Below are 12,573 nucleotides of genomic sequence, written 5' to 3'. Positions count from 1 at the left end.
GATGAAGATGTATCCATCAAAACAAAGCATACAAAGGAACAGCCATGCATCATCCTAAAATTACCTTCATCGGGGCCGGTTCTACTATTTTCGTCAAGAACATCCTTGGTGACGTATTCCATAAACCAGCCTTCAAAGGGGCTGAAATCGCCCTGATGGACATCGACCCAGTCCGCCTTGAAGAGTCGCAAATTGTTGTAAGCAAACTGATGGAATCAGCAGGTGCGACTGGCGACATTCATTGCTACACCAGCCAAAAAGAAGCGTTGAAAGGGGCTGATTTTGTCGTGGTTGCCTTCCAGATTGGTGGTTACGAGCCTTGCACCGTGATTGACTTTGACGTGTGTAAAAAACACGGTCTAGAGCAGACCATTGCCGATACCTTGGGCCCAGGCGGCATCATGCGCTCACTGCGCACCATTCCTCACCTTTGGCAGATCTGTGAAGACATGACTGACGTCTGCCCTGAAGCAACAATGCTGAACTACGTCAACCCAATGGCGATGAACACCTGGGCGATGTACGAAAAGTACCCACAGATCAAACAGGTTGGCCTATGCCACTCGGTACAAGGTACCGCGGAAGAGTTAGCCCGTGACTTGGAAATTGATTACAGCGATCTGCGTTATACCTGCGCCGGTATCAACCACATGGCTTACTACCTGACGCTGGAGAAAAAAACCGAAAGCGGAGAGTACGTCAGTATCTACCCAGAGCTACTCAAAGCTTACGAAATGGGACAAGCGCCGAAGCCGAATATTCACGGTAACCCACGCTGCGAAAACATTGTCCGCTATGAGATGTTCAAGAAACTGGGCTACTTTGTCACGGAATCTTCCGAGCACTTTGCCGAGTACACCCCTTACTTCATCAAACCAAACCGCCCTGACTTGATTGAGCGCTACAAGGTGCCATTGGATGAGTATCCAAAGCGTTGTGTAGAACAGATTGCTAACTGGAAAAAAGATCTCGAAGAATTCAAGCAAGCCGATCGTATCGAGCAGAAAGAGTCGCACGAGTATGCCAGTACCATCATGAATGCCATCTGGACCAATACCCCAAGCGTAATTTACGGCAACGTGAAGAACGAAGGGCTGATCGATAACCTGCCACAAGGATGTTGTGTCGAAGTAGCTTGCTTGGTTGATGCCAACGGTATCCAACCAACAGCAGCCGGTAAACTACCAAGTCACCTTGCCGCTCTGATGCAGACCAACATCAATGTACAGACACTGCTGACCGAAGCCATTTTGACCGAAAACCGTGAGCGTATTTATCACGCCGCCATGCTAGACCCGCACACAGCCGCTGTGCTTGGCATCGAGGAAATCTATGCCTTGGTTGATGAGTTGATTGAAGCGCAACAGGATTGGTTGCCTGAGTGGATTTAATCCATAAGAGCAACTTCGTCACCACAAGATAAAACTATCCTACCATCACGTCATCATTTTTGGCGTGATGGTAAAGAACAAGAAGCATAACTCTCCAAGCCAGATCAAGAGGCTGTGCCCAATTGTGAGCGCTGAAACTTGAAGTGGTTTGGGCATATCCCTATCGTGAAACAAACAAAAAATGACCTTTCCTAAATAAGCAGTAAAACAAGGAAAAGGAAAAAGGAGCTTTTATGAGCGTCTCAATGAACACCAAGTTAAGCTACGGCTTTGGTGCATTCGGCAAGGACTTTGCCATCACCATCGTTTATATGTACCTGATGTTTTACTACACCGATGTAGCTGGCATTTCCGCGGGTATTGTCGGTACCATTTTCCTTGTAGCTCGTATCTGGGATGCGGTAAATGACCCGATTATGGGTTGGCTTGTCAATAATACTCGAAGCCGCTGGGGCAAGTTCAAGCCTTGGATTTTAATCGGTACCATCGCCAACTCTGTTGTGCTCTACATGCTTTTCAACGCCCACTACTTTGAAGGCCCTTGGCTTATCGCCTATGCAGCGGTCACTTACATTTTATGGGGCATGACTTACACCTTAATGGATATTCCATTCTGGTCGCTGGTACCTACCCTAACACTCGACAAACGCGAACGTGAAGAATTGGTTCCCTACCCACGCTTCTTTGCCAGCCTAGCATGGATTGTTACCGCTGCCATTGCGATGCCATTTATCAACTATGTTGGTGGCGATGACAAAGGCTATGGTTTCCAAGTCTTTACTATTCTCCTCATTGCTTGCTTTGCCGTCTCAACCTACATCACATTACGCAATGTCAAAGAGCGCTACTCAACCGCCCAACTTGAAGGCGGTCCAGTACAAGAAAAAATATCGCTAAAAGAGATGGTTGGCCTTATCCACAAAAACAGCCAACTTAGCAGCGTGCTATGTATGGCACTGGCATACAACCTGGCAACCAACATAATCACAGCCTTTGCGGTCTACTACTTCACCTATGTAGTAGGTAATGAAGCGCTATTCCCGTACTATATGGCCTACGCAGGTATTGCTAACCTGATCACCTTGGTCCTATTCCCTAAACTGGCCGGTATGTTCTCTCGCCGCGTGCTATGGGCAGGCGCATCAGGCTTCCCTATCCTTGGTAGCTTGGTACTGGTTTACGTTGGTATGTATGATCCACAGAGTATCATCCTGATTTCTACAGCGGGTATCTTGCTGCAAATCGGTACCGCACTGTTCTGGGTACTCAATGTCATCATGGTGGCTGACACCGTCGACTATGGTGAATACAAACTAGGTGTGCGCTGCGAAAGTATCGCTTACTCAGTACAGACCTTAGTGGTTAAAGCCGGCTCAGCCTTTGCTGCCTTCTTCATCGGTATTGCGCTAACTATTGTCGATTATGTACCGAACGTCGAACAAAGCGCCGATACCGTCTTTGGTATGCAATGCATCATGATTGGCCTGCCAAGCATCTTCTTTGCCATTGCTCTGTACATCTACTTTCGTTACTACAAACTTAACGGCACGCTGCTCAATGACGTTCAGCACAAGCTGATGCAGAAATACGGCGATGAAGAGCCTGAAGCGGGCGATACACCGCTGACTCCCGAGCCGCAATTGGCACAAGAAAGCCGCTAGCAACAAGACTGGTACTTAGCGTAAACAAAAAGCCCGCTCAATTGAGCGGGCTTTTCAATGCAAGGCCTGAATCAAGCAAAAACTACCCCGTGACGTTTTCGATAAACGTCGTCAGCTCATTAACCGCTTGTTGATTGGTCGATTGCACAGTTACTTGCGTCCCTTGGACAAGAGCCAAGGTCTGTAGCTTGAACAAGTTTTTGGCTGTTGCTGTTTTGCCATTAGAAACAATTTCAATTTCTTCGGCATATTTTTTGGCAGCTTTCACGAACTGGGCGGCAGGTCGAGTATGAAGACCACTTTCAGCAGTAATCAGGGCATTTTTCTTAAACATATAGCACTCTCCGTAGTTATCTATTTGTTTTTGTACCGATAATTTCTGACTAATTCTGGGATATGAGGCCAAGATAAAAACAAAAAAGCCACGACATTCCCTAAAGTGGGATCCAGTCATGGCTCTTTATGCAAAATTAAAAGCGATATTTAACGATTAAGAATACGTACTCGGAAAGAACGGCCTTTCATTTTACCGTTCTCCAGCTTCTTCAGTGCCACACGAGCGACATCACTTTTCACAGCAACATAGGCAACCATATCGAAAACATTGATCTTACCAACTTGATCACCACGGATACCGTTATCACCTGTTAGTGCACCAAGAATGTCACCCGGACGAACTTTCTGCTTCTTACCACCAAGAATTTGCAAGGTAGTCATCGCTGGGCGGAAAGTCGGCTGATCTAGCAACGACTCAGAAGGCAATGCCTCGCCAACAATGTCTCTCTCTAAGTAGTCTTCCAGCAGAGCAACCTTGTAGTGCTCTTTATCACTGATGAAAGAACAAGCAACACCCTTGCTACCCGCACGGCCGGTACGGCCAATACGGTGAACGTGCACTTCAGTATCACGGGCAAGGTGATAATTAATCACACAATCCAACGCTTCGATATCCAAACCACGCGCCGCAACATCCGTTGCTACCAGTACAGAGGTACTCTTGTTAGCAAAGCGCACCAACGTTTGGTCACGCTCGCGCTGCTCCAAATCGCCGTGCAGTGCCATCGAACTGAAACCGTAATACTCAAGCTCATCAGACACTTCTTGTGCTTCACGCTTGGTATTACAGAACACAACGCTCGATTCAGGCTTATGCAGAGACAACAGTAGACGAACCGCCGTCAGACGATCTTCGTTCGAATCTACATGGTAGAAGTGCTGATCGATGGTGTTTTCATCATGGGTAGACTCTACCTTCACCATCACAGGCTTATGCATAATTTCGCGAGCGATTGATTCAATCTGCTTCGGATACGTTGCACTAAATAGCAAAGTCTGGCGATCAGCCGGCGCTGCATCGACAACGGCATCCAAGGCATCTTGGAAACCCATTTCCAGCATGCGGTCGGCTTCATCAAGTACCAACAGGTTCAGGTCGTCAAGAGACAAGAAACCTTTACGCAGGTGCTCTTCCACACGGCCAGGTGTACCAACAATAATATGGGCACCGTGCTCTAGCGAACCGATTTGCGGACCAAACGGCATACCACCACACAAGGTCAGTACCTTGATATTATGGATAGAACGTGCCAGTTTACGGATTTCCTTTGCAACCTGATCAGCCAACTCACGCGTTGGACACAATACCAGTGACTGGATGCGGAAGCGCTTAACATTAAGGTGATCAAGCAAGCCCAGACCAAAAGCGGCTGTTTTACCCGAACCTGTTTTACCCTGAGCAATTACATCCTTGCCTGCCAAGATATGTGGCAGACTTTGGCTCTGGATAGGCGTCATTGATTCATAACCCATCGTTTCTAGGTTAGAGACCAGCTCAGGTTTTAGATTCAAAGTTGAAAACGCGTTTTTGCTCACGGGAAATATCCTGTCATCGCCTGTACGTTGAAAGACTATTTCACAGGCTTAATTAACACTGACAACACCAGTAAGACATTCATTCACCCCACCCTGTTGTCGCAAGGGATGCGACACTATCAGTCTTGCGGAAAAAAAGATAGAGTTCAGCGGTTAAACTCGTCTCTTTTTCGCCAATCTCACACCATCACGGATATTCAAACCCAGCAATGTTGCATTTGTAGCACCGGCGATTAATTCAAGCCCCTGCAAACGCCAGAACCACACATCAAATTGACCTGCTGCTGACCACTGTGCCAACACAACCGCAGCCGGTAACAAGATTAACAACCCGTTTGCAGCAGCGAGCTTCATTCGCAACTGTTTGGTCGCCAGTACCCCTTTAGCTTTTCCCGGATACAACTTTTTGCCGGATAACCCCGTTACCATCATTGCCAAGATCAGAAAGCCGACACAATAAAGGATCCCTTGTTTAACCATGGCTATCTGAGCATGATTGCCAACCAAGTCAACAACCAGACTGCTTGTGAAAAATGTGGTAATCAAAAGCAAAGCAATGGCACCAGCACTACGGTGGATCAAAATTAGCGTAGAGCGACGACGATTAGCTTGGTTGTCTTGCTTAGTATTTTGAATGTTCATAACAGTGACCCTTGTTCGTTTGGAGAACAGGGTTAAGACTATACAACAATAGTTGCGGCCGCAACTATTGTTTATGCATTTAATCTTGATTATCTATAGCGTCGTCGTTATGCGGTGTTTATGACACCTTGTATTCCCAGCTCAGCTCGGCACCAGATCGGGCAATCATAATAGACACTGAACAATGGGTTTCAAACGTCATCTCAATCGCCTTTTCAATCGCTTTTTCTGTTATTTCAGAACCAGCAATTTCAAATTCAAAGTGCAGTTTAGTGAACACTTTAGGTGGCGTAGGTGCCTGTTCAGCACTGACAACAACACGACAACTATCGAGTGGCTGACGCTGTTTAGCCATAATGCTGGTGACATCTATTGAGGCACAGCTTGCCGCTGCACTTAGCATCAACTCCATCGGAGTTTGTGCGCTGTCGGTCCCACCAAATTGTTCTGGGGCATCGGTAATCACCGCATGACCTTGCTCAACAGTACTAACAAAACACTTTCCGTGAACCCAGCGGGTTTCAATCTTCATTTCTATATTTCCCTATTCAATTAACAATGATATAAATAAATTAAATTTTGTCTTACAAATACCAATTATGCCCTATTAATTCAACACTCTATATCAAAGGAAGATTATGATCACAGAAGGATTTGATTTTATAGCCGTGATGTTCGGCTTATGCGGTTTACTCGTCTGGCTAGAACAACGATACCCCAGCCAGTTATTCAAATGGTTCCCCAGTATCGTACTGGTCATGTTTGGCTCAATGGCCCTCTACACATTCGGCATGTGGGAAATGACCCCAGAGGTGAAAGCCGCCCGCACCACCGTTCGAGATAATGCCATTCCCGCCATGTTGTTCCTCATGTCACTCAGCTTTAATCTAAGCGTCATTCGTAAACTTGGTGCTCGACTCATTATTCTTTTCCTCGCCTCAACGGCGACTATCATGGCCGGCTTTATTATTGTCCATAGCTTGATGGGGGGCTTCCTAAGCGATGAGACCCCGCTTACCTTCGGTGTGATGTCTGCTGGCTGGACCGGCGGTACACAAAACTTCGTCGCCGTAAAAGAAGCACTGTCCGTCACCGACTCCGCCATGGCCTATACCCTATTGATGGGCGCACTTTGTTATACCGTTTGGCTGATCATGATTGTGGCATTAAAGCCCATGAAGGAGCGCTTCAACGGCGTACTAAAAGCAAATGACAATGGCTTGGATGAAATCCTGTCGAAACTGGGCTCACTGGAAAAGAAAGAAAAGCCCGATCTTCAGGCAATTCTGTTAATGCTAGGGATAGCTTTGGTCGTTTCTTCAATAAGCCACCACTTTGGTCGTGCAATTGCCTCTATGGGCCTCTTGAACCCAATGATCTGGGCAATTATCATCTCCTCACTGCTTGGTATTCTTGCAGCGCCAACGGCACTTGGCAAAATGGCCGGAGCCAATGAAGTTTCCGGGGTAATGCTTTATGTCGTCGTAGCTTTGATCGGGGCCGAGGTAAACCTAAGTGCGATTAGCCAAGCGCCGATGTACATCATGTCAGGCTTTATGATCCTCGCTATTCACGGCGTTCTCATGCTCATTATTGGCCGTATGATGAAAATGAACCTACATCTGATAGGGTTGGCCTCTATCGCCAACATCGGTAGTGCACCATCCGCCGCTGTCGTCGCCGCCGCCTACGACAAAAACCTGGTCCCCGTTGCCGTCATCATGGCGTTGATTGGCTCAATGCTCGGTTCATTTGTTGGCTTAACGGTGAGTGAAGTCATTGTGTTAATGAGCTAGTTAGTACAAGGCAATAGCAGCTGGTCGCTAGTTGTTATTAAGTTATTGGGGTTCTGAGGTAATACTCAGATCCCTTTTTTATAACTGTCATTAAGAATGATGATAAATAGAAATCATCTGGTAACTCACAATGAGTACTTTGGAGTAAGCTACAATCACAAACTCCTGTCTAAAAGCGTGCTAACACACTTTTGGACAAAAGCGTTTCAGAGGCTTTGCTAAATTAGTAAGTTATGGATAACTAAAATGTGTGATTCATAGACATCCTTTCAACTATACTGGGTGTCTATGGACAGAGAAATCCAACAAAGACTACAGTGGGTAAAAATGTATGAGGAATGTGGTGACGCAGGTCTCGTATGTCGACGCTGTGGTATTTCCAGACCAACATTACGCAAGTGGGCTAAGCGATATAAGAAGTGTGGAATAGCTGGTCTGGAAAGCCAGAGCAGACGCCCTCATTCATCTCCAGATACTAAAGTCACTGATGAGCTAAGAGCATTGATCCTTACGATGCGTGAGAAACGCAATTTAGGGGCGCGGCGTTTACAAACGGAATTAATCCGACTTCACCAAATACACCTAAGCACCGCGACACTCCATAAAGTTTTATCTGAAGCATCAGTCAAACCCATCGTAACTTACCGACGCAAAAAAGATTTCCAAAGATATGAGCGCCCAGTTCCTGGTGATAGAGTCCAGATGGACACCTGTAAAATAGCGCCTGGAATTTATCAGTACACAGCTATTGATGACTGCTCTCGCTATCGGGTTCTGAGGTGCTACTCTCGGCGTACAGCAGCAAATACAGTCGATTTTATTGATTGTGTCGTGGAAGAGATGCCATTTCCTATCCAGCGTATTCAGACGGACAGAGGGCGTGAATTCTTTGCTGAGAAAGTCCAGAAAAAACTCATGATTTATGGAATCAAGTTTCGCCCAAATAAACCTGGCTCACCTAACTTGAATGGCAAAGTGGAACGCTCTCAGAAAACAGATAAAAGTGAGTTCTATCCGACCATAGATGTCTCCGTGGGGCTGGAAGAGCTGGATCTGTTACTAGCTGAATGGCAACACTACTACAACTGGGAACGCCCCCACAGTTCGTTAAATGGACTAACCCCGATAGACAGGGTTACTGAGATATCTGATCAAACTCCTTTGTCTGAAGAGGTATCTCAGCACTACCAGATCGAGAAAGAGCAGTTTCAAGAGCAGAATTACAAGCTTGATCTTCAGCTAAGAAAATTGAAACCATCTCTATGAATCACACAACTAAAAGTATCGAAAGTTGCTTAACTTGGTGTCCAATATTGATGGTGCAGATTACTTAGTGGTCTTTACAGAATAATTTATTTACAAACACTCATTCCTTAAGAGTTTCTTAAGTTTCGCGTTTTATTTTGTTGATAACTACTCAAACAAAGGAAGCGCTTATGAAACACCACGCACAAACTTCTGCAGATGGCTTTACTTTAGACATCGTTTATCCAATGCATCCGTTTTGGAGCCAAGTTATCGAGCATGTTTCTAAGCGTTATCAAGAAGCATTCTTTGCCGATCTGAAACAATTTATGCCGGCGTATTTAACCCTCATTGAAGGCGGCCAAATTGTTTCCGTATGCGGCTTTCGCATCGCCGAAGATGAGCCCTTGTTCCTTGAACAGTATCTAGAAGACGACGCCCAAAAGCTGGTTTCTAACGTATTTAACTGCGACGTAAAACGTTCGAACTTAGTGGAATTCGGTCACTTGGCATCTTTCGCTAAGGGCATGTCATCTCTGCACTTCTACCTCATCGCAGAAATGCTGGTCAACCTCGGTTTTGAATGGTGCATCTTCACCGCGACAGACCCACTTCACGCCATGATGGCACGCCTAGGATTGGAGCCTCATATCATCGCGCAGGCCGATCAAAACAAAGTCCCCGATGCCGAGTCCACTTGGGGGTCGTACTACGAACATCAACCGCGTGTGTTAGCTGGCAATTTGCAAAAAGGACTAGAGCGTCTTCGATTAGTCCAGGACAGAAAACGCAAACAAGCCTAGATAGAAAAGTAAACGTCGTTAAACCGCAAACACAGCCAGAACAACTTGGTTAAACACAACGCCAGAATATAGGTGATGTATGAATATTCTCCTCAATGCCATTACAAAATGGGCAAAAACGACACCAGATCGAGTAGCACTTGTCGGCTACGAAGCGAATCAAACGGTTGAACTGACTTACTCTGAATTGTTAAACAAGATCGAACTCGTTTGCGCCGAGCTTATTGCACAGAACATCAATGCACTCGCGCTACGCGCAGAAAACAGCATCGATTGGGCCATTGTTGATTTGGCGGCGATAGCGGCAGACATAGTCGTCGTACCTATTCCGACTTTTTTCTCTGATGCACAAGTTGAACATACGTTAGAGCAATCAGGCGTCGATGCTTTAGTCGGCGACTGGCAAGTATGGTTGGCTTCACATCCTAAGCAAATCTTTAACCAGCAAGACCATCCGTTTTCCATTACAAATTTACCTTTGCTGCGTCGTAACCAGTTGGGAGATGAAGATACACAGGCAGCTTATCTACCAGAAACCGGAAAAATCACATTTACGTCTGGCTCGACTGGTCAGCCTAAAGGTGTGTGTTTAAGCAATGATCATTTGTGTTTGGTGGCGAAATCGCTCGCCGATGCAGTAAACAGCGCGGCGCACTCGCACTTAGTGCTGCTTCCGTTATCGACGCTTCTCGAAAACATAACCGGTGTTTATGTACCACTCATGTTGGGCGTGACGTCATATATTTTACCCGGAGAGCAAACCGGCCTACTCGGTTCAAGCCAATTCGAACCGCGTTTGTTTGCACAAGCATTAGTGACCATCAAACCAGAAAGCTTAGTGCTAACACCAGCTTTATTGCTTGCGTTCATTCACATCGCGAAACAGCAGCCCTCTCTTGTGGATTCTCTAAAATTTGTCGCCGTTGGCGGCGCAAGAGTGTCGTCGCAACTGATTCACGCCGCGCATGCGCTGAACATCCCTGCGTTTGAAGGTTATGGCTTGTCTGAATGTGGTTCCGTCGTTTGTTTGAATACACCAGCCGCATTTAAAGCAGGAACGTGTGGCAAACCGCTTCCCCACGCTCAGATTCGTATCGCGGAAGATGGTGAACTGCTAGTCAAAGGCAACGTTGCTCTTGGTTATTTGAATGAGCCGTTTACTCAAGAATGGTTAGCGACTGGCGACTTAGCCCAAATTGACGCACAAGGCTTTGTCACTCTCTCGGGACGTAAGAAGAACCTTATCGTAAGCGCGTATGGCAGAAATGTCTCACCGGAGTGGATTGAATCAGAAGCGTTGGCGTATTTTCCGATGACGCCACTGATCGTTACAGGCGAAAGCCAACAAACATTATGTGCTGTCATTGCCAATAGCGAAGACGTCGAAGCAAAGGTTCATGCATTAAACCGAACCCTACCCGATTACGCTCAAATCCGAACCTTATTGCTGCTGGACAACCCACGAGCCATCTCTGGTTGGTACACGGATAACGGCAAGCTCAAACGAAATCAAATCGAACATGATGTGGCTCAGTTATTAGCGAGCACAACGCCTGAATTAACGCTGCAAGCGCAAAAGATCCAACGCATCGATTTACCCTTCCAGCAACACATTACGTCTTTCCAAACTGCATCTTAGTTAACGGCTTCTTAAGGAGAAGGTTATGACTTTATTTTTCGAACAACTCAAACAAAGCACTACCGCTGCTCAACAAGCAATGTTAACTGCGCCAGTCATCGCAGACGTTCAACAAGGCAACATTTCCAAAGATATGTATATCGCCTTTCTAACCCAAGCTTACCATCACGTTAAGCACACTGTTCCCTTGCTGATGGCGTGTGGAGGCCGACTATCTGGCGAATACGAATGGGTACGAGATGCCATTGCCGAGTACATCGAGGAAGAGAAAGGCCATCAAGAATGGATTTTAAATGACATCAAAGCGTGCGGCGGCGATGCCGAAGCAGTGCGCAATAACAAAGATGTAGGTCAAGTAGGTGCACCGATTGAACTGATGGTTTCCTACCTTTACCACAACATTGACCGCCACAACCCACTCGCGCTGTTTGGCATGGTGTGGGTATTAGAAGGCACCAGCGTCGGCATTGGTGGCCAAATGGCTGAAAAAATCCAGTCAACGCTAAGCCTACCGCCTTCGGCAATGACTTACCTAGTTTCACACAGCGTGTTAGACCAAGATCATCTGCAATTTTTTGAATCACTGATGAACAAAATCACCAAAGTGGAAGATCAACAAGTCATCATCGACTCCGCAAAAATGGTGTTCGCATTGTACGGACAAATGCTGCGTTCTTTGCCTTCTTTCTCAACCCAACAAGCGGCGTGAGGTGAAGCATGATCATTAACAACAGCACCATTCTCCTGACAGGCGCAACAGGCGGAATTGGGCAAGCCATCGCGCAAGAGTTAGCAAAACGCGGTGCCAGCCTCATTCTTGTTGGGCGAAACGAAGAGAGCTTGCAAACACTACAGCGTGAACTGTCTAATCCAGAACGCCATAACCTAGTCGTTGCAGACATCACCTCATCAGAAGGACTAACTGCGATTAAAGATCGAGCGCGCCAACATCAAAAAGTGGACGCACTAATTAACAATGCGGGCAGCAACGATTTCTCGTTGTTAAGCCACAAGCGACCAACACAGATTGCAGACGAAATACAACTCAATCTCGTTGCGCCGATGCTGCTGTGCCAATCGGCGTTAACGTGGTTAAAACAGCCTGGGGTGATTCTCAATATTGGTTCCACATTCGGCTCAATTGGCTACCCAGGCTATACCTCCTATTGCGCGGCAAAAGCGGGGTTACACCGTTTTACCGAATCGCTCGACAGAGAGCTGTTCGCAACCGGAATCCGTGCGCTGTATTTAGCACCAAGAGCGACAGAAACCTCACTCAATAGCGATGCCGTCAATGAAATGAATCGACAACTGGGTAACAAAACGGACTCGCCGCAAGTTGTAGCCGATCACGTTGTCACCATGTTGGAAAAAGAAATTTCCGCGAAATGGATTGGTTGGCCAGAAAAGCTTTTTGCTCGCATCAATCAATTGCTTCCAAGTGTGGTTTCTTCTGCGATTCGTAAGCAACAAGAAACCATTCACCAGTACGTAAACCGAGTCAGTCACTGAAGAGGACATGGA

12 protein-coding genes are annotated in these 12,573 nt (G+C 46.6%); 8 read left to right on the top strand and 4 right to left on the bottom strand.

The window, feature by feature from the left end:
* Positions 1-44 precede the first annotated feature (44 nt).
* Both melA and melB read left to right on the top strand, forming a co-directional pair.
* The gene (gene melA / locus ACVA58_RS12460; RefSeq protein ID WP_446510758.1) at positions 45-1,391 is read left to right on the top strand and encodes an alpha-galactosidase; all 1,347 of its coding nucleotides are present in this window, start codon (positions 45-47) and stop codon (positions 1,389-1,391) included.
* A 233-nt stretch (positions 1,392-1,624) separates the two neighbouring features.
* Entirely contained in the window at positions 1,625-3,052 is a 1,428-nt protein-coding gene (gene melB / locus ACVA58_RS12455) for a melibiose:sodium transporter MelB (protein ID WP_446510757.1), read from the top strand.
* 82 nt (positions 3,053-3,134) lie between these two features.
* On the opposite strand, the gene ACVA58_RS12450 is transcribed toward melB, so the two are convergent.
* The 4 genes from ACVA58_RS12450 to ACVA58_RS12435 form a co-directional block, all read right to left on the bottom strand.
* The gene (locus tag ACVA58_RS12450; RefSeq protein WP_107346915.1) at positions 3,135-3,386 is read right to left on the bottom strand and encodes an HPr family phosphocarrier protein; all 252 of its coding nucleotides are present in this window, start codon (positions 3,384-3,386) and stop codon (positions 3,135-3,137) included.
* 149 nt (positions 3,387-3,535) lie between these two features.
* Positions 3,536-4,924 (bottom strand): ATP-dependent RNA helicase DbpA, encoded by a 1,389-nt coding sequence (dbpA, locus tag ACVA58_RS12445; protein WP_446510756.1) that lies wholly within the window; start codon positions 4,922-4,924, stop codon positions 3,536-3,538.
* A 153-nt stretch (positions 4,925-5,077) separates the two neighbouring features.
* Positions 5,078-5,566, bottom strand: coding sequence for a hypothetical protein (locus ACVA58_RS12440; protein WP_446510755.1), 489 nt, complete (start codon positions 5,564-5,566; stop codon positions 5,078-5,080).
* Positions 5,567-5,684: 118 nt separating this feature from the next.
* The gene (locus ACVA58_RS12435) at positions 5,685-6,098 is read right to left on the bottom strand and encodes an OsmC family protein (protein ID WP_446510754.1); all 414 of its coding nucleotides are present in this window, start codon (positions 6,096-6,098) and stop codon (positions 5,685-5,687) included.
* A gap of 106 nt (positions 6,099-6,204) precedes the next feature.
* Here ACVA58_RS12435 and ACVA58_RS12430 point away from each other — a divergent pair, with 106 nt between their 5' ends.
* The 6 genes from ACVA58_RS12430 (at position 6,205) to ACVA58_RS12405 (ending at position 12,561) form a co-directional block, all read left to right on the top strand.
* Positions 6,205-7,362, top strand: coding sequence for a DUF819 family protein (locus ACVA58_RS12430; RefSeq protein WP_446510753.1), 1,158 nt, complete (start codon positions 6,205-6,207; stop codon positions 7,360-7,362).
* A gap of 288 nt (positions 7,363-7,650) precedes the next feature.
* Positions 7,651-8,628 carry an IS481 family transposase gene (locus ACVA58_RS12425; RefSeq protein WP_446510752.1) on the top strand — a complete coding sequence of 326 codons (978 nt, stop codon included), beginning with the start codon at positions 7,651-7,653 and terminating at the stop codon, positions 8,626-8,628.
* 170 nt (positions 8,629-8,798) lie between these two features.
* A complete protein-coding gene (locus ACVA58_RS12420; protein WP_446510751.1) occupies positions 8,799-9,410 on the top strand; it encodes a thermostable hemolysin in 612 nt (203 codons plus the stop codon).
* A gap of 79 nt (positions 9,411-9,489) precedes the next feature.
* Complete coding sequence (locus tag ACVA58_RS12415) at positions 9,490-11,049, top strand: AMP-binding protein (RefSeq protein ID WP_446510750.1); 1,560 nt, start codon at positions 9,490-9,492, stop codon at positions 11,047-11,049.
* Between the two features lie 25 nt (positions 11,050-11,074).
* The gene (locus tag ACVA58_RS12410) at positions 11,075-11,758 is read left to right on the top strand and encodes a TenA family transcriptional regulator (RefSeq protein WP_065646781.1); all 684 of its coding nucleotides are present in this window, start codon (positions 11,075-11,077) and stop codon (positions 11,756-11,758) included.
* An 8-nt stretch (positions 11,759-11,766) separates the two neighbouring features.
* On the top strand, positions 11,767-12,561 hold the full coding sequence (locus ACVA58_RS12405; protein WP_006741598.1) for an SDR family oxidoreductase: 795 nt from the start codon (positions 11,767-11,769) through the stop codon (positions 12,559-12,561).
* Positions 12,562-12,573: the final 12 nt, after the last annotated feature.

This window comes from Photobacterium sp. DNB22_13_2, from assembly GCF_052873915.1.
The sequence above is the reverse complement of the archived record's forward strand: the minus strand, read 5'-3'. Positions and strand labels throughout refer to the sequence as shown.